The organism is Massilia sp. AB1 (assembly GCF_018119385.1).
Lineage (GTDB): Bacteria > Pseudomonadota > Gammaproteobacteria > Burkholderiales > Burkholderiaceae_D > Telluria.
In genome coordinates, this window is record NZ_JAGKSG010000025.1 from 1 (window position 1) to 25,411 (window position 25,411).

Annotated in this window: 19 protein-coding genes and 1 pseudogene; 14 read left to right on the forward strand and 6 right to left on the reverse strand. The window is 65.8% G+C overall.

Annotated elements, in window-relative coordinates:
• Together J8847_RS15045 and argS are read right to left on the reverse strand one after the other, a co-directional pair.
• A pseudogene (locus tag J8847_RS15045) lies at positions 1 to 311 on the reverse strand (SPOR domain-containing protein); the annotation flags it as partial.
• A 40-nt stretch (positions 312 to 351) separates the two neighbouring features.
• Positions 352 to 2,064, reverse strand: a complete 1,713-nt coding sequence (gene argS, locus J8847_RS15050) for an arginine--tRNA ligase (RefSeq protein ID WP_211525532.1) — start codon at positions 2,062 to 2,064, stop codon at positions 352 to 354.
• 397 nt (positions 2,065 to 2,461) lie between these two features.
• On the opposite strand from argS, the gene rsmB reads away from it, so the two are divergent.
• The 8 genes from rsmB (at position 2,462) to J8847_RS15090 (ending at position 10,719) form a co-directional block, all read left to right on the forward strand.
• A complete protein-coding gene (rsmB, locus tag J8847_RS15055) occupies positions 2,462 to 3,835 on the forward strand; it encodes a 16S rRNA (cytosine(967)-C(5))-methyltransferase RsmB (protein WP_211525594.1) in 1,374 nt (457 codons plus the stop codon).
• Positions 3,836 to 3,891: 56 nt separating this feature from the next.
• Complete coding sequence (locus J8847_RS15060; protein WP_211525533.1) at positions 3,892 to 4,470, forward strand: DUF4390 domain-containing protein; 579 nt, start codon at positions 3,892 to 3,894, stop codon at positions 4,468 to 4,470.
• A complete protein-coding gene (locus J8847_RS15065; RefSeq protein ID WP_211525534.1) occupies positions 4,460 to 6,769 on the forward strand; it encodes an ATP-binding protein in 2,310 nt (769 codons plus the stop codon). Before J8847_RS15060 ends, J8847_RS15065 begins: the two co-directional genes overlap by 11 nt.
• A gap of 65 nt (positions 6,770 to 6,834) precedes the next feature.
• Positions 6,835 to 7,566, forward strand: a complete 732-nt coding sequence (locus J8847_RS15070; RefSeq protein ID WP_211525535.1) for a response regulator — start codon at positions 6,835 to 6,837, stop codon at positions 7,564 to 7,566.
• Between the two features lie 27 nt (positions 7,567 to 7,593).
• Positions 7,594 to 8,034, forward strand: a complete 441-nt coding sequence (locus J8847_RS15075) for a GTPase (protein WP_373999911.1) — start codon at positions 7,594 to 7,596, stop codon at positions 8,032 to 8,034.
• Between the two features lie 139 nt (positions 8,035 to 8,173).
• Positions 8,174 to 8,431 carry a DUF3567 domain-containing protein gene (locus J8847_RS15080; RefSeq protein ID WP_020656370.1) on the forward strand — a complete coding sequence of 86 codons (258 nt, stop codon included), beginning with the start codon at positions 8,174 to 8,176 and terminating at the stop codon, positions 8,429 to 8,431.
• A 117-nt stretch (positions 8,432 to 8,548) separates the two neighbouring features.
• Positions 8,549 to 9,313 (forward strand): class II glutamine amidotransferase, encoded by a 765-nt coding sequence (locus tag J8847_RS15085; protein WP_211525537.1) that lies wholly within the window; start codon positions 8,549 to 8,551, stop codon positions 9,311 to 9,313.
• 113 nt (positions 9,314 to 9,426) lie between these two features.
• The gene (locus tag J8847_RS15090) at positions 9,427 to 10,719 is read left to right on the forward strand and encodes an EAL and HDOD domain-containing protein (protein WP_211525538.1); all 1,293 of its coding nucleotides are present in this window, start codon (positions 9,427 to 9,429) and stop codon (positions 10,717 to 10,719) included.
• 203 nt (positions 10,720 to 10,922) lie between these two features.
• On the opposite strand, the gene J8847_RS15095 is transcribed toward J8847_RS15090, so the two are convergent.
• On the reverse strand, positions 10,923 to 11,312 hold the full coding sequence (locus tag J8847_RS15095; RefSeq protein ID WP_211525539.1) for an SPW repeat protein: 390 nt from the start codon (positions 11,310 to 11,312) through the stop codon (positions 10,923 to 10,925).
• 101 nt (positions 11,313 to 11,413) lie between these two features.
• Positions 11,414 to 15,181 carry a methionine synthase gene (metH, locus tag J8847_RS15100; protein ID WP_211525540.1) on the reverse strand — a complete coding sequence of 1,256 codons (3,768 nt, stop codon included), beginning with the start codon at positions 15,179 to 15,181 and terminating at the stop codon, positions 11,414 to 11,416.
• A 268-nt stretch (positions 15,182 to 15,449) separates the two neighbouring features.
• Between metH and J8847_RS15105 the strand changes: the two genes are divergently transcribed.
• Positions 15,450 to 15,680: a BrnA antitoxin family protein gene (locus J8847_RS15105; protein ID WP_211525541.1), complete on the forward strand. Its 231-nt coding sequence runs from the start codon at positions 15,450 to 15,452 to the stop codon at positions 15,678 to 15,680.
• A gap of 154 nt (positions 15,681 to 15,834) precedes the next feature.
• On the opposite strand, the gene fmt is transcribed toward J8847_RS15105, so the two are convergent.
• The gene (gene fmt / locus J8847_RS15110) at positions 15,835 to 16,782 is read right to left on the reverse strand and encodes a methionyl-tRNA formyltransferase (protein ID WP_211525542.1); all 948 of its coding nucleotides are present in this window, start codon (positions 16,780 to 16,782) and stop codon (positions 15,835 to 15,837) included.
• Positions 16,783 to 16,796: 14 nt separating this feature from the next.
• The gene (gene def, locus J8847_RS15115) at positions 16,797 to 17,339 is read right to left on the reverse strand and encodes a peptide deformylase (RefSeq protein ID WP_211525543.1); all 543 of its coding nucleotides are present in this window, start codon (positions 17,337 to 17,339) and stop codon (positions 16,797 to 16,799) included.
• A gap of 270 nt (positions 17,340 to 17,609) precedes the next feature.
• Between def and J8847_RS15120 the strand changes: the two genes are divergently transcribed.
• From J8847_RS15120 to J8847_RS15140, 5 genes are all read left to right on the forward strand, one after another.
• On the forward strand, positions 17,610 to 18,716 hold the full coding sequence (locus J8847_RS15120; RefSeq protein WP_211525544.1) for a LysM peptidoglycan-binding domain-containing protein: 1,107 nt from the start codon (positions 17,610 to 17,612) through the stop codon (positions 18,714 to 18,716).
• A gap of 7 nt (positions 18,717 to 18,723) precedes the next feature.
• The gene (gene dprA / locus J8847_RS15125; RefSeq protein ID WP_211525545.1) at positions 18,724 to 19,839 is read left to right on the forward strand and encodes a DNA-processing protein DprA; all 1,116 of its coding nucleotides are present in this window, start codon (positions 18,724 to 18,726) and stop codon (positions 19,837 to 19,839) included.
• Between the two features lie 212 nt (positions 19,840 to 20,051).
• Entirely contained in the window at positions 20,052 to 20,510 is a 459-nt protein-coding gene (locus tag J8847_RS15130) for a DUF494 family protein (RefSeq protein WP_211525546.1), read from the forward strand.
• A 285-nt stretch (positions 20,511 to 20,795) separates the two neighbouring features.
• Positions 20,796 to 23,435, forward strand: coding sequence for a DNA topoisomerase III (locus J8847_RS15135; protein ID WP_211525547.1), 2,640 nt, complete (start codon positions 20,796 to 20,798; stop codon positions 23,433 to 23,435).
• 345 nt (positions 23,436 to 23,780) lie between these two features.
• A complete protein-coding gene (locus J8847_RS15140) occupies positions 23,781 to 25,406 on the forward strand; it encodes a methyl-accepting chemotaxis protein (protein WP_211525548.1) in 1,626 nt (541 codons plus the stop codon).
• Positions 25,407 to 25,411 lie beyond the last annotated feature (5 nt).

A 25,411-nucleotide genomic window follows, 5' to 3' on the forward strand; every position in this document is an offset into this window, starting at 1 on the left:
GCGGCAGGAGCGGCAGGATTAGCGGTCGGCGCCTGGGCGGCCGGCTTGGCGCGCTCGTTCAGCTCGCGGTTCGCTTCGCGCGCGGCCTCGCGGTTGCCGTACAGCGGCTTGTTCGGATCGGTCGCCTTGCTCGGATCGAGGTCGGCCGGGCGGCCGGCCTTGTTGGAGCGGTCGGTGAACGGAGACGCGCCCTTGGTGATCATGAGGGCGACCGCCACCGCGATCCCGAGGCCGATGATCAGGCCGATGATGATGCCGGTCAGGGTGCTGCCGCGCTGGCGCAGCGCAGAAAAAGGTCGGGTGACGGTCATGTCGCTTTCAGTGTAATGACGATGTGCGAAGGTCTGCTGCTTACATTTTCTCGGGCGCCGAGACCCCGATCAGGGCCAGGCCGTTGCGCAGCACCTGGCGGATGGCGGCGGCCAGGGCCAGGCGGGCGAGCTTGAGCTGCTCGTTATCGTCGAGCAGCCACTTGTGCGCGAAGTAGTAGCTGTGCAGCTCGCCGGCCAGTTCGCGCAGGTAGAACGCGACCTGGTGCGGGCCCAGCTCGACCAGCGCGCGCTGCAGCATCTCGGGATAGGACGACAGCTTGGCCAGCAACTGCGATTCGTGCGATTCGGTCAGCGGCGCCAGGTCGACATTGGTCAGCGAGGCGACGTCGCCGCCCCAGTTGGCCAGCGCCGAGCAGATGCGCGCGTGGGCGTACTGCACGTAGTAGACCGGATTCTCGTCGCTCTTCGCGAGCGCGACGTCAACGTCGAACACGAACTCGGTGTCGGCCTTGCGCGAGATCAGGAAGAAACGCACGGCGTCGCGGCCGCGGGTGATGTCGCCGTTGCCCGACCATTCGATCAGGTCGCGCACGGTCACGTAGGAGCCGGCGCGCTTGGAGATCTTGACCTCCTCGCCGTTCTTCATGACGGTGACCATCTTGTGCAGCACGTAGTCGGGGTAGCCCTGCGGGATGCCGATGCCGACCGCCTGCAGGCCGGCGCGCACGCGCGCGATGGTGCCGTGGTGGTCGCTGCCCTGGACGTTGATCGCCTGGTCGAAGCCGCGGCGGAACTTCTGGATGTGGTAGGCCACGTCCGGCACGAAATAGGTATAGGTGCCGTCGGACTTGCGCATCACGCGGTCCTTGTCGTCGCCGTATTCGGTGGTCTTGAGCCAGAGCGCGCCTTCCTGCTCGTAGGTCTTGCCGGCATCGACCAGGGCCTGGACGGCGGCTTCCACCTTGCCGTCCGCGTACAGCGAGGACTCCAGGTAATAGTTGTCGAACTTGACGCCGAAGGCCTGCAGGTCCATGTCCTGCTCGTTGCGCAGGTAGGTCACGGCGAAGCGGCGGATCGATTCGATATCGTCGACGTCGCCGCTGGCGGTGGCCGGCAGGCCGTCGCTGGCCGAGACGGTCTTCCTGGCCAGGTAATCGGCCGCGATGTCGGCGATGTAGTCGCCGTTGTAGGCCGATTCGGGCCATTCGGCGTCGCCCGGCTTGAAGCCGCGTGCGCGCGCCTGCACCGAGGTGGCCAGGGTGGCGATCTGCACGCCGGCGTCGTTGTAGTAGAACTCGCGGGTCACCTGGTGGCCCTGCGACGCGAACAGCGAGGACAGGGCGTCGCCCAGCGCGGCCTGGCGGCCGTGGCCCACGTGCAGCGGGCCGGTCGGGTTGGCCGAGACGAATTCGATGATCACATGATGGCCGTCGCCCGAGGCGCCGCGCCCGAATGCTTCGCCCTGCTCGAGGATGGTGCGCACCACCGACTGCTTGGCGCCGGCCGCCACGCGCAGGTTGATGAAGCCGGGGCCGGCCACGTCGGCCGATTCCACCAGGCCCTGGGCGGCCGGATCGGCCAGCAGGGCGGCGACCAGGCGCGTGGCCAGTTCGCGCGGGTTGGTCTTGAGCGGCTTGGCCAGCTGCATCGCGATGTTGCAGGCGATGTCGCCGTGGGACGGGTCGCGCGGGCGCTCCAGGACGACGTTCGGGGTCAGGTCGCTGCCGGCGACGATCGGCGCGAGGGCGGCCTGGAACAGGGCAACGATCTGTTGTTTTTGTTGGGCGAGCATGGGGAAGTGGTCGAAATAATAATGAAAATTCGAAGAAAAGCGGATGCCTGATTCGCAGGCAATAAGGGTCCATTATACTGGTTTGGCGCGGCGCCAACACGTGGCCGCGTCCGGCTTAGCATGCTGCGATGTCCATATTGTTAAGGTTCGCCAAAGTCGCAGCCGTTACAATGGAGGCCATTTTTTTGATCACCCAACCGCCATGACCGACAAGCGCCCGACGCTCACCCTGAAACCCAAGGCCAAGGCCTCCACGGCCCGCTCGTCCGCGGCCAAGCCAGGCCCGGCGCGCTCGTCCGGCCCTGAGCGTGCTGCGAAGGGTGGACCGCAGCGGGAGCAGGGCAGGGAGCCGCGCCGCGACCAGCGTCCGGCTCCGGCCCAGCCGCGCCAGGAGCGCATGCCGGACCAAGCCCGGCCCCAGCTGCGCCAGAGCCATGAGGTGAAGGTGGCGCCCCAGCGCGACTACCGTCCCGAGCTCAAGCCCGACTCGCTGGCCCTGGCCCTGCTGGGCGCGGCCAACGCCGTGGCGCGGGTGCGCGCCGGCGCCGCGCTGCCCCAGGCCCTGAGCGGGGTATTCGCGGCCTACGACGCGGCGCCCCAGGCGCGCGGCGCGATCCAGGACATCGCCTACCGCACCATGCGCCAGCTGGGACGCACCGAGGTCCTGCTCGGCCTGATGACTACCAAGGCGCCGGAACCGGCGATGCTGGGCGGCCTGCTGCAGGCCGCGCTGACCCTGCTCGACCCGCCCGAGGGCAGGCCCGCGCCCTACGAGGCCTTCACCGTGGTCGACCAGGCCGTGACCGCCGCCGCCGCCCATCCCGATTTCGCCCACGCCAAGGCCATGGTCAACGCCGTGCTGCGCCGTTTCCTGCGCGAGCGTGCGCAGCTGGTGCAGGAAGCGCTGCGCCAGCCGCTGGCGCGCTGGAACTACCCGCAGTGGTGGATCGACGCCACCCGCACTGCCTATCCGCAGGACTGGGAGCGCATCCTCGACGAGGGCAACGAGCATCCGCCGCTGACCCTGCGCGTGAACCGCAGGAAGGCCGACAGCGCCAGCTACCTGCGCACGCTGGAGCAGGCGGGGATCGCCGCCAGGCAGATCGGCCCGGACGCGGTGCGCCTGGACCAGGCCATCAACGTCAGCCAGATCCCGGGCTTCCACGAAGGCGTGGTCTCGGTCCAGGACGCCGGCGCCCAGCTGGCCGCGCCCCTGCTCGACCTGCAGGACGGCATGCGCGTGCTGGACGCCTGTGCGGCGCCGGGCGGCAAGAGCGGCCACATCCTGGAGACGGCCGAGGTCGACCTGACCTCGGTGGACGCCGACCCGGCGCGCCTGGCGCGCGTGGGCGACAACCTGGGCCGCCTTGGCTTGCAGGCGAAGCTGATCGCGGCCGAAGCCCAGGACCAGGGCTGGTGGGACGGCCGTGCTTTTGACCGCATCCTGGCCGACGTGCCGTGCACGGCTTCCGGTATCGTGCGGCGCCACCCGGACATCCGCTGGCTGCGCCGGAAGTCGGACACGCTCCAACTTGCAACACTTTCTTCCAAAATACTCGACAACCTTTGGCAGATGTTGCTGCCCAATGGTAAATTGTTGTTCGTGACATGTTCGCTCTGGCCCCAGGAATCGGAGGCGCAGGCCGCCGCTTTCGCGGTGCGCCACAACGCCATCCGCCTCGACGCGCCGGGCCAACTGCTGCCAGCCAGCGGTGCCGGGGAGGATCATGACGGTTTGTTCTACGCCCTGTTCCAGAAGAGAGCGCAATAAGCATATTGCTGCGCTCCCCGAACGATACGCTCAATTTTTAAGGCTCCGGCTCACTTGTGACGTTACGATTTTTACGCCTCCTCGCTTGCCAGCTGCTGCTGGTCTTCGCGTGCGCGACGGCGCAGGCGGCCGACGGGATCGAGATCACCAAGGCCGCCATCGAAGCCAGCGAAGACGGCTATCGTCTCGACACGGCCTATGCATTCGACCTGAACCACGGACTCAAGGACGCCATCCAGCATGGCGTGCAGCTGCATTTCACCACCGAGGTCGAGCTGACCCGGCCGCGCTGGTGGTGGCGTGACGAAAAGGCCGTCTCCGAGCGGCGCACCATCCGCATCTCCTACGATGTCCTGACGCGCCAGTACTATGTGCACGTGGTCGGCAGCCAGCAGATGGGCGGCTTCCAGCAAAGCTTCCAGACCCTGGACGAAGCCATGTTCCTGATCCGCCGGCCGAACCGCTGGCTGATCGCGCCGCGCGGCGCGCTCAAGCGCGGCGAGGTGTACAACGTGTCCCTGCGCATGTTCATGGACCGCGAGTACCTGCAGAAGCCGCTGCAGGTCAACGCCTTCAACGATTCCGACTGGCGCCTCGCCTCGAACAAGAAGACCTTCACCTACCGTGCGGAGTAAATCGGTCAATCAGGCGCTGCGCTACGCGCTGGTCGTCGGCGGCGCCGTCGTCTCCATCCTGCTGTTCCTGCTCGCTTCGGCGTCGGACAACTCGGGCTTCTTCGACCGCTACTATGGCTGGCTGCTCGGGCTGAACGCCGGCATGGCCTTCCTGCTGCTGGTCCTCGTGATCGTGGCGCTGGCCCGTCTTTACTCGCGCTACAAGGCCGGCAAGTTCGGCTCGCGCCTGATGGCGCGCCTGGTCTTGCTGTTCGCGGGCATCGGCATCCTGCCGGGCCTGGTCATCTTCATGGTCTCGGTGCAGTTCGTCTCGCACTCGATCGAATCCTGGTTCGACGTCAAGATCGAGGCGGCCCTGGAATCCGGCCTGAACCTGGGCCACGCCGCCCTCGACGAAGCCCTGGTGGAACTGGGCGCCACCGGCCAGACCGCGGCCGCGGCGCTGGCGGGGCAGAACGACACCATGGCCCAGACCGTTCTGAGCCGCCTGCTGGCCGAGACCAGCGGCCTGCAGAGCGCCATGCTGATCGACGCCAACGGCGCCATCGTGTCGATCGCGGCCGAGGACCGCCGTCCGGACCTGGCGGCCGATGCGCCGAATGCGCAGATGCTCAAGGCCGCCGCGATTCCCGGCGGGTATGCGCGGGCCGAGGGCGGCATCGACCGCGACTTCCGCGAACAGACCGAGCAGAACGCACTGGATGCCGTCACCGGCCTGCGCCTGAGGGTGGTGCTGGCGGTGCCGGAGCCGCCCGGGGTGGCGCCGCGCTACCTGCAATTGCTGCAGTCAGTGCCGGTCAACCTGGCTTCCAACGCCGAGGTGCTGAGCACCGCCTATACCGAATACCGGCAACGCTTCGCGGCCCGCACCGGGCTGCGCAAGATGTACATCGAGACCCTGACCCTGACCCTGCTGCTGGCGATCTTCGGCGCCATCGGCAGCGCCTTCCTGATCGCCGGCAACCTGGCCCAGCCGCTGCTGGTGCTGGCCGAGGGCACCCAGGCGGTGGCCGAGGGCGACCTGTCGCCGCGTCCGATCGTCGAGACCAACGACGAACTCGGCACCCTGACCCAGTCCTTCAACGCCATGACCGGCCAGCTGTTCGAGGCGCGCAGCGCCGTCGAGCGCAACCGCGCCGCGCTGCAAAGCGCCAAGGCCCACCTGGAGTCGGTGCTGGCCAACATGTCGGCGGGCGTGATCGTGCTCGATGCCGACGGCACCGTGGTCAATTCCAACGACGCGGCCTACCGCATCCTGCAGGTGGAACCGGGCGCGATGGCCGGTCCGCTGAACCGCATCGCCGGCCTGGAACATTTTTCGAACTGCATCACGCGCGCCTTCTCGGCGCAGAACGCGCACACGGCCGCGGGCAGCGGACGCAAGCGCGCCCACTGGCAGCAGCAGATCGAGATCCCGCGCCGTCCGGGCGGCGACGAGCACGACCACGACATCACCCTGCTGGCGCGCGGTTCGCGCCTGCCGGTGGGGGCGGGCAGCGGCTTCATCGTGGTGTTCGACGATATCTCGGACGTGATCTCGGCCCAGCGCTCGGTGGCCTGGGGCGAGGTGGCGCGGCGCCTGGCCCACGAGATCAAGAACCCGCTGACGCCGATCCAGCTGGCGGCCGAGCGCATGCAGATGAAACTCGAGGACAGCCTGCCGCCGCCGCAGGCCGAGCTGCTGCGCCGGGGCACCAATACCATCGTCAACCAGGTCGACGCGATGAAGCGGATGGTAGACGATTTCCGCGATTACGCGCGCACGCCGCCGGCGGTGCTGCAGCCGCTCGACCTGAACGACCTGATCGACGAGATCCTGCGCCTCTACCTGGCCGAGGACGGTTCAGACATCATCCATGCCGCGCTGGCGCCCGACTTGCCGCGCGTGATGGGCGACCCGACCCAGCTGCGCCAGGTGGTCCACAACCTGATCCAGAACGCCCAGGACGCCCTGTGCGACCGCGGCGCCTGCGAGCCGCCGGCGCGGGTCGACGTGACCACCGAAGCCATCCATTACGAAGGCGCGGACGGCTCGGCCGGCACCGCGGTGCGCCTGGCGATCGTCGACAACGGCCCCGGTTTCTCGCCGCGCATCCTGGCGCACGCCTTCGAACCCTACGTCACCACCAAGGTCCGCGGCACGGGATTGGGGCTGCCGATGGTCAAGAAAATTGTGGATGAGCACGGTGGCCGGATCGACGTCGCGAACCGGACGGACGGATCTGGCGCGGCCATATTCATTTTGCTGCTAAAGTTGGCCCCTGAGGCCGGTGTGGAGACGAACTTGGCCGAAGTGTAAAAGACGCATAGAATCACGCTGTGACGGGTAGGAGTTCTAAGAAATAGATCAGGGAAGGCACAAAGATGGCGAACATACTCGTAGTCGATGATGAAATGGGCATCCGCGAACTCCTGTCGGAGATTCTTGGCGACGAAGGCCATGCCATCACCCTGGCCGAGAATGCGCAGCAGGCGCGCGAAGCACGTGCGGTCGGGGCCCCCGACCTGGTGCTGCTGGACATCTGGATGCCGGATACCGATGGCGTGACCCTGCTCAAGGAATGGCAGCGCGACGGCTTGCTGACCATGCCGGTCATCATGATGTCGGGCCATGCCACCATCGACACGGCCGTCGAAGCGACCCGCATCGGCGCCCTGAACTTCCTCGAAAAACCGATCGCCCTGCAAAAACTGCTGAAGGCCGTGCAGCAGGGCCTGTCGCGCGCCCAGGAAGTGGCGCGCGCGCCGCTGGTGCCGCCGCGTCCGATCGCGCCGAGTGTGCCGAGCATGCAGAGCGCCGCCGCCGAGCCGGTGTCCGCAGCGCCGATGTTCGCTCCGCCGCCGCCGCCCAACGGTGCGCGCGTGGTGCATGCGATCTCGCACGGCGAAGGCACGGGCTATACCCTGTCCTTCGACCTGCCGCTGCGCGAAGCGCGCGACGCCTTCGAGCGCATGTATTTCGAACACCACCTGGGCCGCGAAGGCGGCAGCATGACGCGCGTGGCCGAAAAGACCGGCCTGGAGCGCACCCACCTGTACCGCAAGCTCAAGCAGCTGGGCGTCGAGCCGGGCAAGCTGGCCAAGAAAGGGCAGTGAAGGGCAGTGTCGTCCACCAGCGCCAAAGTGGCCACCACGCTGGTCACCGGCGCCTCCGCCAGCGCGCGCGAGCAAGCCATCTCCACCTTGCTTGCTCGTTTGCCCGGTCAAGCCGCTACGCACCATCCTGACGCGCCCGCCGGCGCGCATATCGATTCGTCATCCTCTTCCGCTTCCGGCGCCGCCACGGCGCGCCTGGAAAGCGCGGTCATCCTCGAAGGCATGGCCGCCTCCAGCACGCCGCTGGTCTCCACTCCCTCTCTCCAGGTCGTGCGCATCGCCCCCGGGTGCCTGTGCTGCGACGGCAATCTCGTTTTGCGTGTAACATTAAATCGACTGCTGCGCCAGCGCCCGCGACATCTGTACATCGGCCTGGCGCGCAGCGAGCACCTTGATCAGTTGCGATCGTGGTTGCAAGACGCACCATACGATCAGCTGTTGGCGCTGAACCCGGACATCCAGACCTGAACACCGGCCGGCACTCCCGGTGAATCCAAGGTCTCTTGAAATCGGTTCGGCCAGCCCCACCTCTTAAGCGAAGTGAAGAGCCCGCCGCCCGCCGCCGCGCGGCAGGTTTCACAAACTCTGATCGAGAGAAGGAGTCATCATGAACATGATCTATAACAGCGAACAGTACAGCGTCGTCGAGTTCGGTGTCGACCGCGAACTCGAGGCCCTGCGTTTCGGCGGCTTCGAGATCGTCGACAAGGCCGGCCGGCGCGAAGCGTTCATCGGCGGCAAACTGGCTCAGTCCTTCCGGCGTGATGTGAACAACCTGATCGCCAGCGAACCGACCATGGAAGAAATCGACGACTTCCTGGGGTCCTACGACACCCTGATGAGCCAACCTGTCGTTCTCCACTGAGCTACTGCACGAAAGGTGCTGCATAAGGGTGCTCCCCTCACCGCATAGCGCCCTGCCGGGCGCCATCGATCTTCCGAACGATGGCGCCCTGGTCTGACGGCATGGTAAGCTGCATCCATGTGTCAGCTACTCGGAATGAACTGCAATGTCCCTACCGACATTGTCTTCTCTTTCACCGGCTTCGCCCATCGCGGCGGCCGCACCGATACCCACCATGACGGCTGGGGCATCGCTTTCTTCGAAGGCGCGGGTGTGCGCCACTTCGTCGATCACCAGGCCGCCATCGCCTCGCCGATCGCCGAACTGATCAAGCATTATCCGATCAAGTCCACCAACGTCATCGCCCATATCCGCAAGGCCACGCAAGGGCAGGTCGCCCTCGAGAACTGCCATCCCTTCGTGCGCGAGCTGTGGGGACGCTACTGGGTGTTCGCCCATAACGGCGACCTCAAGGAATTCCAGCCGGTGCTGGACGGGGCGTTCCGCCCGGTCGGCAACACCGACAGCGAGCTGGCCTTCTGCTATCTGCTGCAATGCCTGCGCCGCGAATTCGGCGACCAGGCGCCCGAGCGCGCGGCCCTGCGCGCCGCGCTCGAACGCCTGGTGCCGGCGATTGCCGCGCATGGCACCTTCAACATGATGCTGTCCGACGGCACGGCCCTGTTCACCCATTGCTCGACCAAGCTGTGCTACGTGGTGCGCAAGTATCCCTTCGTGACCGCCTGCCTGTCGGACGAAGACCTGTCGGTCGACTTCTCGCAGGTGACCACGCCGAACGACCGGGTGGCCATCATCGTGACCGAACCGCTGACCACCAACGAACAATGGACCCAGTTCGCGCCCGGCGAGCTGATCATGTTCGTGGATGGCTTGCCACAATAAGTGGCATAACTGATGCATAAAAGCTAAGGTTCCGACGATAAATTAATGTCTTAAAGCCACTAACGGTTGCGGATGCGGTAAAGTATCCCGATTCGCCGACAGAAAGAGACGAGATGACCGATTCCGCAAGCCTCGACCACGCGTCCCAGCCGCTGCGCATGCGCAACTTCTACCTCGCGCGCCAGCCGGTCCTGGACCGCAACCAGGCGCTGTACGGCTACGAACTGCTGTTCCGCGGCAGCGCCCAGGGCGCGGCGGGCATCGATCCGTCCGCGATCGGCTCGGGCCTGTCGGCCAGCGCCAGCGTCATCCACCATGCTTCCCAGCTCGGCCTGCCGCGCGCGATCGGCGACGCCACCGCCTTCCTGAACGTGGACAAGGAAGTCCTGATGAGCGACATGTTCGCCTTCCTGCCGCGCGAGCGGACGGTGCTGGAGATCGTGCGCTCGGTCGAGCCGGACGACGCGGTGATCGGGCGCATGACCGAACTCGCCTCGCACGGCTTCCGCTTCGCCGCCGAGGCCTCGGCCCACGGCGCCTCGCTGGCGCGCCTGCTGCCGGTGATCGACTTCGTCAAGATGGACCTGCGCGAGCTGCCGGTCGTGACCCTGCTGTCGCTGGCGCCGCGCCTGCGCACCACCGGCAAGCGCCTGGTGGCGGAGAAGGTCGAGACCCACAGCGAATACCGCACCTGCCTGGACATCGGCTTCGACTACTTCCAGGGTTATTACTTCGCCAAGCCGACCGTCATGACCGGCCGCAAGCTGTCGCCTTCGCAGACGACGGTGCTGGACCTGATGAACCTGGTGACCTCGGAAGCCGATAACAGCGAGATCGAGAAGGTGGTCAAGCGCGAGGTGACCCTGGGCCTGAACCTGCTGCGCCTGGTGAACACGCCGGCCGTGGGCGCCACGCGCCGCATCGAGTCGGTTAGCCAGGCCCTGATCCTGCTGGGCCGCCGCCAGCTGCAGCGCTGGCTGCAGATCCTGCTGTATGCGGAACCGGGCGTGCGCGGCCACAGCCAGAGTCCGCTGCTGATGCTGGCCACCACGCGCGCGCGCCTGATGGAACTGCTGGCCCAGCGCCTGCGTCCGGGCCAGCGCAATGTGGCCGACGTCGCCTTCACGGTGGGCATGATGTCCCTGATGGATACCTTGTTCTGCATTCCGATGCAGGACATCGTGGAGCAGATTCCCGTGATCGACGAAGTGCGCCACGCGCTGCTGTTGCGCAAGGGCTTCTTCGGCGAGCTGCTGCGCCTGGCGGAATCGATCGAGCAGATGGGCGACGCCGACGATGCGGTGCTGCCGGCGCTGCACGAGCTGGCGCTGGATGGCGATGACCTGGCGGAGCTCGAGGTATCGGCGTTCGAGTGGAGCGATAAGGTGGTGCGGTACGCGATTTGAGCTAACTCTGATCGTGCAAACTTAGGTTCCGGTCTTCGCCGGAAGTCGTAGGCGCCAGTGGCGCGTACGACGGTTTTTAGGTTAGCAGCCGCATGTACTTCCGCAGTCCGCTCCCTCCGCACGTCGTCCCGGCGGAGGCCGGGACCCAAGTTCACTTGAGCTGAGCCACCGGTCGCCCTAGCCGGTTGCCCTAGCCGGTCGCCCTAGCCGGTTGCCCCCGACTTCGTCCACTGACTGTGCAGCTCCGGATCGCTGCGCAGCTCCCACAATCCCAGCACCACCGTCGCCAGCCCCGACACCAGCAAGCTGGTCGTCATGGTCCTGTCCGGAATGATATCCAGCAGCCAGGGCGATACCGCCACCCAGGCCCCGGCCACGACATTCAGCAGCACCGCCCACACATAGGTCTTGTACAAGTCGAAGGCCGCCAGCACGGCCAGGATGATGCCCGTGATCGTCGCGTTGATCGCCGGCGGGGAGGAAACCGGATAGTTGAATACCCAGGGCGAAACGATCAGCCAGATCCCGGTCAAGAGGATCACCTGATCCTGCCAGCGCTTCGCTGAATAATGGAATCCACCGCGCAGTGCCATGTCCGTTCTCCTTTCCTAGCGTTGGAAATGATGAAGTTGCACTGTCTTAGAAAAGAAAAACGCCGCGAAGTTCGCGGCGTTCCCATGCATGCGCTGGAGGCTTAGAGGTTCGGCGCCAGGTGACGCTCGAGCTCGGCCTTGTCCATGCCGCGGCGGCGCGCCATGTCCTCGACCTGGTCGTCGCCGATCTTGCCGACCACGAAGTACTTCGAGTCCGGATGCGCGAAGTAGAAGCCCGACACAGCCGCGCCCGGATACATGGCGAAGGACTCGGTCAGCTGCATGCCGATCTCGTCCGCCTGCAGGGTACGGAAGACGTCGGCCTTCACCGTGTGCTCCGGGCAGGCCGGATAGCCCGGCGCCGGGCGGATGCCGCGGTATTCCTCGGCGATCAGGGCCTCGTTGCTCAGGTCTTCGTCCGGCGCATAGCCCCACAGGTCGGTACGCACGCGCTGGTGCATGTACTCGGCGAAGGCTTCGGCTAGGCGGTCGGCCAGGGCCTTGAGCATGATCGAGGAGTAGTCGTCGTGCGCGGCCTCGAAGCGCTGCTCGTGCTTCTCGATGCCCAGGCCCGCGGTCACCGCGAACATGCCGATGTAGTCCGCCACGCCCGAGCTCTTCGGCGCGATGAAGTCGGACAGGCACTGGTTCGGACGCTGCTGGCCGTCGACCACCGGCTTCACGCCCTGCTGGCGCAGGCCGTAGTAGGTGAAGGCGACTTCGCTGCGCGATTCGTCGGTATAGATCTCGATGTCGTCGTCGTTGACGCTGTTGGCCGGCAGCAGGGCGATGGCGCCGTTGGCGCTCAGCCAGCGGCCTTCGATGATCTTCTTCAGCATCGCCTGGCCTTCTTCATAGACCTTCGATGCGGCTTCGCCCACCACTTCATCCTTGAGGATGGCGGGGAAGGGGCCGGCCAGGTCCCAGGTCTGGAAGAAGGGACCCCAGTCGATGTAGCGTGCGATCAATCCCAGGTCGACGTTCTTGAATACGCGGCGGCCGACGAACTTCGGCTTGACCGGCGCATGGGCCAGGCGCGCCTTGTTGGCGCGCGCCTGTTCGATCGACAGCAGCGGCAGGGCTTTCTTGCCGGCGTGCTGGATGCGGATGCGCTCGTAGTCCTGGGCCAGTTCGATCACGTAGGCGTCGCGCGTGTCTTCGGTCACCAGCGCCTGGCCGACCGAGACCGAACGCGAGGCGTCCGGCACGTAGACCACCGGGCCTTCGTAGTGAGGCGCAATCTTGACCGCGGTGTGGGCGCGGCTGGTGGTCGCGCCGCCGATCAGGAGCGGGGTCTTGCGCTCGCGGAACCACGGATCGCGCTGCATCTCGCGTGCCACGTGGGCCATTTCTTCCAGCGAAGGCGTGATCAGGCCAGACAGGCCGACGATGTCGGCGTTCTCTTCCTTGGCCTTGGCCAGGATGTCGGAAGCAGGGACCATCACGCCCATGTTCACGATCTCGAAGTTATTGCACTGCAGGACCACCGAGACGATGTTCTTGCCGATGTCGTGCACGTCGCCCTTGACGGTGGCGATCACCATCTTGCCCTTCGGCTTGGCGACGATGCCGGTGCGGCGTTCTTCCTCGGCCTTTTCCTCTTCGATGAAAGGCACCAGGTGGGCCACGGCCTGCTTCATCACGCGCGCCGACTTCACCACCTGGGGCAGGAACATCTTGCCCTGGCCGAACAGGTCGCCGACGATGTTCATGCCGTCCATCAGCGGGCCTTCGATCACGTGGATCGGGCGGCCGTTCGCGGCCAGCACCTGCTGGCGCATTTCTTCGGTATCCTCGACGATCCACTGGGTGATGCCGTGCACCAGCGCGTGCGCCAGGCGCTTCTCGACCGGGGCGTTGCGCCACTCGAGGTTCTGTTCCTGCTTGGCGCCGCCGGCCTTCAAGCTGCCCGCGAATTCGATCATGCGCTCGGTCGCGTCCGGGCGGCGGTTCAGCACCACGTCCTCGACGCGCTCGCGCAGCTCCGGCGGCAGGTCGTCGTAGACGCCGACCATGCCGGCGTTGACGATGCCCATGGTCAGGCCGGCCTTGATCGCGTGGTAGAGGAAGACCGTGTGGATCGCCTCGCGCGCCGGGTCGTTGCCGCGGAAGCTGAACGAGACGTTGGACACGCCGCCCGACACCTTTGCGTGCGGCAGGTTGGCGCGGATCCAGGCGGTCGCTTCGATGAAGTCGTTCGCGTAGTTGTTGTGTTCCTCGATGCCGGTGGCGATCGCGAAGATGTTCGGGTCGAAGATGATGTCTTCCGGCGGGAAGCCGACCTTCTCCACCAGCACTTTATACGCGCGGCTGCAGATCTCGGTCTTGCGCGCGAAGGTGTCGGCCTGGCCCTGTTCGTCGAAGGCCATGACGATCACGGCCGCGCCGTAGCGGCGGCACAGGCGCGCCTGGCGGATGAATTCCTCTTCGCCTTCCTTGAGCGAGATCGAGTTGACGATGGCCTTGCCCTGCACGCACTTCAGGCCCGCCTCGATCACCGACCACTTGGAGGAGTCGATCATCACCGGCACGCGCGAGATGTCGGGTTCGGACGCGATCAGGTTCAGGAAGCGCGTCATGGCCGCCTGCGAATCCAGCATCGCCTCGTCCATGTTGATGTCGATGACCTGGGCGCCGTTCTCGACCTGCTGGCGCGCAACCGACAGCGCCTCGTCGAACTGCTCGTTCAGGATCATGCGCGCGAAGGCCTTGGAGCCGGTGACGTTGGTGCGCTCGCCCACGTTGACGAACAGCGAGCTCTCGTCGATGGTGAAGGGCTCCAGCCCCGACAGGCGCATGGCCACCGGAATCTGCGGCACCTGGCGTGGCGTGTGGTTTTCCAGGATCTTCGCGATGGCGTTGATGTGCTCGGGCGTGGTGCCGCAGCAGCCGCCGGCGATGTTGACGAAGCCGGCGTCGGCGAATTCGCGCAGCAGGGCGGAGGTATCCGCCGGCAGTTCGTCGAAGCCGGTGTCGCTCATCGGGTTGGGCAGGCCGGCGTTCGGGTAGATGCAGACGAAGGTGTCGGCGATCTGGGCCAGTTCTTCGGCGTAGGGGCGCATCAGGGCCGCGCCCAGGGCGCAGTTCAGGCCGATGGTCAGGGGCCTGGCGTGGCGCACCGAGTTCCAGAAGGCGGCCACGGTCTGGCCCGACAGGATGCGGCCCGAGGCGTCGGTGACGGTGCCCGAGATCATCAGCGGCAGGCGCGGCGTCTCCGGGTGCTCGTCGAAGTACATATCGATCGCGAACAGCGCGGCCTTGCAGTTCAGCGTGTCGAAGATGGTCTCGACCAGCAGCACGTCGGCGCCACCAATGACCAGGCCGCGCACCTGTTCGTGGTAGCTGGCGACCAGCTGGTCGAAGGTGATGTTGCGTGCTCCCGGGTCGTTCACGCTGGGGGAGATCGAGGCGGTCTTCGGGGTCGGGCCCAGGGCGCCGCACACGAAGCGCGGCTTGTCCGGGGTGCTGTACTTCGCGCAGGCGGCGCGCGCCAGTTTGGCGGCCTCGACGTTCATCTCGTAGGCCAGGTGGGCCATGTGGTAATCCTCCTGCGCCACGCTGGTGGCGCCGAAGGTATTGGTCTCGATCAGGTCGGCGCCGGCGGCCAGGTAGCGTTCGTGGATTTCCTGGATCACCTGCGGCTGGGTCAGGGTCAGCAGCTCGTTGTTGCCCTTCACGAAGAGCTCGCGCTGGGCGCCGCCGGCCGGGGCGGCGAAGTCGGCGAAGCGGGCGCCGCGGTATGCGGCTTCATCCAGTTTGTACTGCTGGATGATGGTGCCCATCGCGCCGTCCAGGATCATGATGCGGCGCGACAGGATCTCGCGCAACTGGGAATCGATCGGGGAGAAGGCTTGCGATTGGGCGGTCATGGTGGGGTCTCTTTGTGGATACGCGGCTTGAGGCAGGAGCTCCACCAAGCCGATGATATTTAGGCGGTCTGCCATTATACGTCATGCGGAAAAGATGGTTTTGTGAGGACTTCGCGGCCGATCCGTGTATGTATCGTTTTGTATGTAAGAGGCATGTTGTTACACGACGTTACAAAAACCAGCTCATCCGCAATCTTTACGATACATACCGGGACCACAATCAGTTCCGCCGTCACGAAGCGGCGTATGCATTAAATGGGAAAAACGCATGAACAAAGAATACGAACCGGATTGGGACCAAACCCTCCGCAACCAGGAACCGGCAGTATCGTCCAAGCCCCACGCCGCCAGCGGCGTGAAGCAAATCGTCACCATTCGCCTGGACGTGGACATGCTGGAATGGTTCAAGGAAGCTGGTCCGGGTTACCAGACCCGCATCAACCAGGTGCTGCGCGAGCACATGGAAGCCCAGCGCGCACGCGCTCCGCAGGAACACTGATGGGCGGCGCGCCGCCGGCAGCAGGGCGGCGCAGTCGATTTTGTCTTGGCGGCTCTTACCATGCGGCTTGATGCCGGCATGATGGGCGCCACTATCAGGATTGGAAATAAAAAAGGCAGCCGCAAGGCTGCCTTTGTGTTTTGGGCCGTGGATTTCAGCCGAAGCTGAGCCCCGCCAGCGGGAAGCCCTTGAGGAATTCCGCCGCCGCCAGGCGTTTGCCGCCCGGCTTCTGGAGCTCGTCCAGGCGCAGCGCGCCTTCGCCGCAGGCCACGACGATGCCTTGCGCATCGGCCGCCAGCACCTGGCCCGGCTCGCCCTTGCCGGCAACCGGTTCCGCCTGCCAGATCTTGACCGCCACGCCGTTCACCTGCCCATGCGCGCCCGGGAAGGGATTGAAGGCGCGCACCTTGCGGCCCAGCGCCTCGGCGGACAGGCCGAAGTCCAGCTTCGCTTCTTCCTTGCTGATCTTGGCGGCGTAGGTCACGCCTTCTTCCGGCTGCGGCACCGCTTCCAGCTGGCCCGCCGCCATCTTGCGCAGCGCGTCCACGATCATGCGTCCGCCCAGCGCGGCCAGCTTGTCGTGCAGGCTGCCGGTGCTGTCCGTGTCCTCGATGGCCACGCGCTCGATCAGCATCATCGGTCCCGTGTCCAGGCCTTCTTCCATCTGCATGATGGTGACGCCGGTCTCGGCGTCGCCCGCCTCGATCGCGCGGTGGATCGGCGCGGCGCCGCGCCAGCGCGGCAGCAGGGAACCGTGGATATTGATGCAAGGCTTGATGTCGAGCGTGCTGCGCGGCAGGATCAGGCCATAGGCCGCCACCACCATCACGTCGTAGTCGAGCGCCTGCAGGCGTTCGTGGGCGGCGCGCGCTTCCTCGGCGCGCTGCGGGTCCTTGCTGTCCATGCGCAGGGACAGCGGCTGCAGCACTTCCATGCCCTGCGCCACGGCATATTGCTTCACCGCGGAGGCTTGCAGCTGCATGCCGCGCCCGGCCGGCCGATCGGGCTGGGTCAGGACCAGGGGAATCTGGAAACCGGCCTCGTGCAGGGCGCGCAGGGCGACGGCGGCGAACTCGGGTGTACCCGCGAAGACGACTTTCATCGGCGGCGCCGTCATCAACGGCGGCCGGCGGCGCGCTGCGCAGCCTCGCGCTCCATGCCGCGCTCTTCCTTCTGCAGCTTGGCCTTGATGCGGTTGCGCTTGAGCGGCGACAGGTATTCCACGAAGACCTTGCCCATCAGGTGGTCCATCTCGTGCTGGATGCAGACGGCCAGCAGGCCGTCGGCCTCGACCTCGAACTCCTTGCCGTCGGCGTCCCAGGCGCGCACCTTCACGCGGGAAGGGCGCTCGACGCCGTCGTAGATGCCCGGCACCGACAGGCAGCCTTCGTCGTAAACCTGCTTTTCGTCGCTGGCCCAGGTGATTTCCGGATTGATGAAGACGATCAGCTGGCTTTGATCTTCGGTGACGTCGATGACGACGACGCGCTCGTGGACATCGACCTGGGTCGCCGCCAGGCCCACGCCGGGTGCGTCGTACATGGTTTCGGCCATGTCGGCGACGAGCTTGCGCAGGCGTTCAGTGCCGAATTCGGTCACCGGCTTGGCCACCTTGTGCAGGCGCGGGTCGGGATAGCGGAGAATCTTCAGTAAGGCCATATCAATCAGGTAATAAAGTGGGTTCAGTATTCAGCTACGGATGTGTGGCACAGACATAAACGCAACACACGAAGCGCCTGGCAGGACGCGGTTTGTCTTGCTAGTTCAGGGATTTGTGTGCAGAATTTGATTCACTACGGCAACCTTTTAAGGAAACCGGGAACGGACGCATGGTTCTTTCTTCGTCCTGATTCTCGTGCCGTGACTGGGCGGGATGCATTCCGGACAGTCAGCAATTGGTCTCAACGCTCCATTTTACGGACGTCTTCGATGAAAAATTTTAGCACAGTCGTGACTCGCGCTGCTGCGGCGGCGCTCGTCGCATGTGCCACGGCCGGCGCGGCCCTGGCCGCACCGGTAGCCCCCGCCAACTGCAGCTTCCGCCCCAATGCCCCCGACCAGCACGTCGTGGTCAAGGGCGATACCCTGTGGGACATTTCCGGCGCCTTCCTCCAGAACCCCTGGTGCTGGCCCCAGGTCTGGGGCATGAATCGTGACGAAATCCGCAACCCGCACTGGATCTATCCGGGCCAGGTCATCTATTTCGACCGCACGCGCGGCCGCCTGTCGCTGACGCCGCCGGGCGGCGACGGCCGCGGCGAGCCTCCGCTGACCCGCCTTTCGCCCCAGCTGCGCAGCGAATCGCTCGAGCGCGACGCCGTGCAGTCGATCCCGGCCGGCGCCATCGAACCCTACCTGACCCAGCCGCTCGTGGTCGAGGCCAACGAACTGGCCGCCGCGCCGCGCATCATCGCCTCGCAGGAAGGCCGGGTCTACCTGGGCAAGGGCGACAAGGTCTATGTCAAGGGCGACCTGCGCGGCGGCAACAGCTTCCAGGTCTTCCGTCCGGGCACGGTCCTGAAGGATCCGCAGACCGGCAAGGTGCTGGCCCACGAAGCCGCCTACCTCGGCACCGTCACCCTGGTGACGGAAGCGAGGCCCGGCGTCGACGCCCACACCTTCCGCGTCACCGACACCCTGCAGGAAATGGGCGTGGGCGACCTGCTGGTGCCGGCCCCGCCGACCCCGGTGCGCAACTACATGCCGCACGCCCCGGCCCAGCCGGTCGATGCGCGCGTGATGTCGATCTATGCCGGCGTCAGCTATGCCGGCCAGAGCCAGGTCGTGACTGTCAACCGGGGTTCGCTTGACGGACTCGATGTCGGCGCCGTGCTGCAGCTCTATCATCTCGGGAAGACGGTGCCGGATCCGGCCAGCAAGGGCTTCCTGGGCTTCGGCAAGACGCAGATCAAGCTGCCGGACGAGCAATACGGCAACCTGTTCATCTTCCGTGTGTTCAAGAACGTCTCGTACGGCTTGATCATGCAAGTGACGGAGCCGGTGCAAGTCGGCGACGTGGCCAAATCACCGGAGTAACACCGCCGTGCAGGACACGGACCCCCACACCACCGCTTCCGTCGCCAATAACATCGCCGACTGGATACGCCTGGAACAGGCCAGCGGGGTGGGCGGCCGGACTGCGCGGCACCTGCTGGAGCGCCTGGGCGCTCCAGCCGCGATCTTCTCCGCCAGCCAGGGCCTACTTGCCGAGCTGGTTTCTCCCGCCCAGGCGCGCGCTCTGTGCGCACCGCCATCTCCCGAGCTGGCCCGGCTGATCGAGGCCACCCTGGTCTGGCTGCGGCAGCCCTCCCACCACATCCTCACCCTGCACGACCCCGGCTATCCGGCGCTGCTGGCCCAGATTCCCGACCCGCCTTTGATGCTCTATATAAAAGGGCGCATCGATTTGCTGGCGGCGCCCCTGGTGGCCGTGGTCGGCAGCCGCAACGCGAGCATGCAGGGCAGGGCCAATGCCGAGGGCTTCGCGCGGGCCTTGTCGCAGGCCGGCCTGTGCGTCGTGTCGGGCATGGCGCTGGGCGTGGACACGGCCGCGCACCAGGGCGCGCTCGACGGCGCCGGCGCGACCATCGCCGTGATCGGCACCGGCATCGACCGCGTTTATCCGGCGCGCAACCGCGAACTGGCCCACCGCATCGCCGGCGAAGGCTGCATCGTCAGCGAATACGCCCTCGGCACGCCGCCGGTCGCGGGCAACTTTCCGCGCCGTAACCGCATCATCAGCGGCCTCGCGGCCGGCGTGCTGGTGGTGGAGGCGGCGGCCGGGTCCGGCTCCCTGATCACGGCCCAGCTGGCGGCCGAGCAGGGCAGGGAGGTGTTCGCCATCCCCGGTTCCATCCATTCGGCCCTGGCCAAGGGCTGCCACCAGCTGATCCGCGAAGGGGCGCAACTGGTCGAGACCGTGGACGACGTGCTGGCGGCCATGCGCTGCTCGCCCCTGGCCGCCCCGGCGGTGCCTGCGGAAGCCGAACCGGACGACGAGCTCCTTGCCGCCCTTGGCCACGACCCGGTCGGCATCGATGCTTTGCTGGAGCGGGTAGGCGGCGACGCCGGCCTGCTGGGCGGCCGTTTGCTGGCGCTGGAGCTGGCCGGCCTGGTCGAACAACTGCCCGGCGGACGGGTGCAAAGGCTCGTTCGCTGAGCCGTATCAAGCAGCGGAAAACATACTGCTGAGTTGCAAAGATCTATCCTTAGCAAGAGGGTGTTTGCGAAATGTATGCTCTTGTTTTCATTGGGAATCGAGTAAGCTGATTGAACGGATAAGGCCGCGAAACAACGTTTTTTTCGGGGAGGGTTCGTGCGCGCGCGCGAGACTTGTGCCGCGACGAACTTAACTGCTACAGTAGCGTCACTATGTTCGACATCCTGGTCTACCTCTACGAGACGTACTACCGTCCCGACGCCTGCCCCGAGCCGGCAGCCCTGGCTCGCAAGCTGTCCGCCGTCGGTTTCGACGACATTGAAATCTCGGAAGCCCTCGACTGGCTCACCGGCCTGACCGAGATGGCGACCACCGAGCAGATCGAAGCCTCGACCGGCACCCGCTACTACGTGGACGAGGAATACATCGAGCTGGGCAGCGCAGCGATCGGCTTCATCCAGTTCCTGGAAAGCGCCGGCGTACTCGGCCCCGTGCAGCGCGAGATCGTCATCGAGCGCGCGCTGGCGGTCGACGAATCGCCCGTTACCCTGGGCAAGCTCAAGATCATCGTGCTGATGGTCATGTGGAGCCAGGGCAAGGAGCCCGACGCCCTCATGTTCGACGACCTGTTCAGCGACGAGGACGAGCAGGAGCCGCGTCTGCTCCACTGATCCAGCACAAAGTTTTACACCATACCAAAACGGGGCCTTCAGCCCCGTTTTTCATTGGCGCTGCCCGTTTTCGAGGCGGCCGCACGGCCGTTTCGCACCATGGTCCAGCACAAGTCCGGCACAAGGCGTACTTGCAGGGACGGCGAGAACCCGCTTATCATTGGCCGCTCAAAACAGACTGTTACCATTCAGACACTACGGCAAACAAGGCCGTCCGGCTCGAAGCATGTATGATGCGCAAGCCGAGCCACACCACTCTATATAGTAAGTACGACGAGAAACCCTATGACCAAATCCCTCATCATCGCGGAGAAGCCCTCGGTCGCGAACGACATCGCGAAGACGCTGGGCGGCTTCACCAAGCACGATGAGTACTTCGAATCCGACGAATTCATTCTCTCGTCCGCCGTCGGTCACCTGCTCGAGATCACGGTGCCCGAGGAATACGACGTCAAGCGCGGCAAATGGAGCTTCCAGCACCTGCCCGTGATTCCGCCGTACTTCGCGCTGAATCCGATCGCCAAGACCGAATCGCGCCTCAAGGTGCTCAACAAGTTGATCAAGCGCAAGGATGTCACCACCCTGATCAACGCATGCGACGCGGGACGCGAAGGAGAACTGATCTTCCGCCTGATCGCCCAGAACGCCAAGGCCAAGCAGCCGGTCAAGCGCCTGTGGCTGCAGTCGATGACCCCGGCCGCGATCCGCGAGGGCTTCGCCCACCTGCGCACCGACGACGAGATGCTGCCGCTGGCCGACGCCGCGCGCTGCCGCTCGGAAGCCGACTGGCTGATCGGCATCAACGGCACCCGCGCCATGACCGCCTTCAACTCGAAGGAGGGCGGTTTCTACCTGACCACCGTGGGCCGCGTGCAGACGCCGACCCTGTCGATCGTGGTCGAGCGCGAAGAGAAGATCAAGAAGTTCGTGCCGCGCGACTACTGGGAAGTGCGCGCCGAGTTCGTGTGCGCCGCCGGCGTCTACGAAGGCCGCTGGCTCGACACCGGTTTCAAGAAGGACGAGAACGATCCCGAGAAGCGCGCCGAGCGCCTGTGGAGCAAGGCCGCCGCCGATTCGATCGTCGCCGCCTGCCGCGGCAAGCAGGGCGTGGTCACCGAGGAATCGAAGCCGACCACCTCGATGGCGCCGGCCCTGTTCGACCTGACCTCGCTGCAGCGCGAGGCCAACGGCCGCTTCGGCTTCTCGGCCAAGAACACCCTGGGCCTGGCCCAGGCGCTGTACGAAAAGCACAAGGTGCTCACCTATCCGCGTACCGATTCGCGCCACCTGCCGGAAGACTATGTCGGCACGGTCAAGAGCACGATGGAAGCGCTGAACGACACCAACAACTACCAGCAGTTCTCGAAGCAGGTGCTGAAGAACGGCTGGGTCAAGCCGAACAAGCGCATCTTCGACAACACCAAGATCTCGGACCACTTCGCCATCATCCCGACCGGCGTGATCCCGAAGAACCTGAGCGAGCCGGAACAGAAGCTCTACGACCTGGTCACGCGCCGCTTCCTGGCCGTGTTCTTCCCGGCCGCGGAGTTCCTGGTCACCACCCGCTTCACCGAAGTCTCGGGCCACCAGTTCAAGACCGAGGGCAAGGTGATGACCAACCCCGGCTGGCTGGCCGTGTACGGCAAGGACACCACCGGCGACGACAAGGACGGCGCCACCCTGGTGCCGGTGGCCAAGGGCGAGAAGGTCCTGGCCGACAAGCTCAGCGCCAACGGCCTGGTCACCAAGCCGCCCGCGCGCTACACCGAAGCGACCCTGCTGTCGGCGATGGAAGGCGCGGGCAAGCTGGTCGACTCGGACGAGCTGCGCGACGCCATGGCCGGCAAGGGCCTGGGCACGCCGGCGACCCGCGCGGCCATCATCGAAGGCCTGCTGACCGAGAAATACCTGCTGCGCGAAGGCCGCGAGCTGATGCCGACCGCGAAGGCGTCCCAGCTGATGACCCTGCTGCGCGGCCTGGGCGTGAACGAACTCACCGCCCCCGAGCTGACCGGCGAATGGGAATACAAGCTCGCCCAGATGGAGAAGGGCAAGATCTCGCGCGAGGAATTCATGCGCGAGATCGCGCAGATGACCCAGATCATCGTCAAGCGCGCCAAGGAATACGACAACGACACGATCCCGGGCGAGTACGCGACCCTGCAGACGCCTTGTCCGAACTGCAGTGGCGTGGTCAAGGAAAACTACCGCCGCTTCGCCTGCACCAAATGCGACTTCTCGATGTCGAAGACGCCGGGCAGCCGCCAGTTCGAGATCGAGGAAGTCGAGGAGCTGCTGAAGAACCGCACCATCGGTCCGCTGCAGGGCTTCCGCTCCAAGATGGGCCGTCCGTTCGCGGCGATCCTGCGCATCGTGCGCGACGAAGAGGTCAAGAACTTCAAGCTGGAATTCGACTTCGGCCAGGATCAGGACGAGGGCGAGGAAGGCGAGGGCGTGGACTTCAGCGGCCAGACCCCGGTCGGCCCCTGCCCGAAGTGCCAGGGCGGCGTGTACGAGATGCCGCTGGCCTATGTGTGCGAGCACAGCGTGGCCAAGCCCAAGACTTGCGACTTCCGCAGCGGCCGCATCATCCTGCAGCAGGAGATCCTGCCTGAGCAGATGGGCAAGCTGCTGAACGACGGCAAGACCGACCTGCTGCCGGGCTTCGTCTCGCAGCGTACCCGCCGGGCCTTCAAGGCCTTCCTGGTGCGCGGCAAGGACGGCAAGATCAGCTTCGAGTTCGAGGAGCGCAAGGCCAAGCCTGGCGCCAAGGGCAAGGCGGCTGCGGCCGATGGCGCCGACGGTGCCGACGGTGCGGCGGAGGCCGTGAAGCCGGCGCGCAAGGCGGCGGCGAAGGCGCCCGCCAAGAAGCCAGCTGCGAAGAAGGCGCCGGCCAAGAAGACGGCTTCGGCGGCGAAGAAATAAGACTGGCTTTGGCCGGTGGTGAAAACGCGAGCTTCGGCTCGCGTTTTTTTTGCGCTCGCGGGATGCGTGAAAACTTAGGTTCCGGCCTGCGCCGGAACGACGGGGCAAGGCGCAGGCCATAAACTTGTCCGTAACCCGTTAGCTGTAAAACCGTCGTTCCGGCGAAGGCCGGAACCTACGTTTGCATGAGCATCCGCAACACTTCTTTCCAACCGTTCAATATTTTTCTTCCCTGTAACCGATGTTCAAGTAATAATCATCGAGTACCTTTGGTCATTGTTTCAGGTACGGCGGCTCCCGGAGACGAGCCATCTTCCAACTAGACGAACAGTTCTGAAACTGCACATGAAGCTATCCGATCTCAAAATCGCCACCCGGATCTACCTGGGCTTCGGCGTCCTGGCCAGCATGACCGTCCTCATGGTCGCCATTTCGTACGTGAACTTCGCCCGCCTCGGCACGGCCAACGACATGAACCTCCACACCTACGAGGTGCTGGCCGAAGTCGACGCCGTGACCGAAGCCCTGATCAATACCGAAACCGGCCAGCGCGGCTATGCGCTGACCGGCGACGAGGCCTCGCTCCAGCCCTACCAGGGCGGCAAGCAGGCCTTCCGCCAGCATCTCGACAAGGCGCTGGCCCTGACCGCCGACAACGCGGCCCAGCAGGAGCGCCTCAAGCTGCTCGGCCAGCTCCAGGGCAACTGGCTGGCCCAGGCCATCGATCCGGTGATCGCCATGCGCCGCGCCAGCGTCGACGACAACGTCGGCGAAGTGGTCGCCTTCGTCCAGCAGGGCAAGGGCAGGGCCGGCATGGACGCCATGCGCAGCCTGCTCGCCGATGTCGGCAAGGCCGAGACCGTGCTGCTGGAACAGCGCCGTGCCGACGCGGCCAGCCTGCAGGCGAGCCTGAGCCGGGTCCTGGTCGGCGGCGGCATCCTGTCGGTGCTGATGGCGGGCTTCATGGCCTTCCAGCTGATGCGCTCGATCAGCATCCCGTTGCGCCGCGCCGTCAAGGTGGCCAAGCAGGTGGCCGAGGGAGACCTGAGCGCCGAGGTGAGGGTGCGTTCGAAGGACGAGACGGGCGAGCTGATGGGCGCGCTGAGGGACATGAACGCCGCCCTGGTGGCCATCGTGTCCGAGGTGCGCGGCGGCACCGAGCGCATCGAGGCGGCGTCGACCGAGATCTCGGCCGGCAACCAGGACCTGTCCGCGCGCACCGAGCAGCAGGCCGGCTCGCTGGAAGAGACCGCGTCCTCGATGGAGGAACTGACCTCGACCGTCAAGCAGAACGCCGACAACGCGCGCCAGGCCAACCAGCTGGCGGCCAGCGCCGCCGAGACCGCGACCCGCGGCGGGGCGGTGGTGTCGGAAGTGGTGACCACGATGGGTTCGATCAACGAGTCGGCGCGCAAGATCGTCGACATCATCGGCGTGATCGACAGCATCGCCTTCCAGACCAACATCCTGGCGCTGAACGCCGCGGTGGAAGCGGCACGCGCCGGCGAGCAGGGACGGGGCTTCGCTGTGGTGGCGGGCGAGGTGCGCAACCTGGCCCAGCGCTCGGCCAACGCGGCCAAGGAAATCAAGGGCCTGATCGGCGATTCGGTCTCGCGCGTGGAAGCGGGCTCGCGCCTGGTGGACCAGGCCGGCCGCACGATGGACGAAGTGGTGGCCAGCGTGCGCCGGGTGTCGGACATCATCGGCGAGATCTCGGCGGCGAGCGACGAGCAGCGCTCCGGCATCGAGCAGGTGAACCAGGCGATCGTGCAGATGGATCACGTGACGCAGCAGAATGCGGCGCTGGTGGAGCAGGCGGCGGCTGCGGCGGAAGCGATGCGCGAGCAGGCGGGGGGCTTGTCGCAGCTGGTGGGGACCTTCAAGCTGGCGCGTGGGCAGGAGGCGCTTGCGGCGCCGGTGGCGCGCAAGGCCTTGCCGGGGAAGCAGCGTAGCGTGGCGAAGGCAGCTTAAGAAAG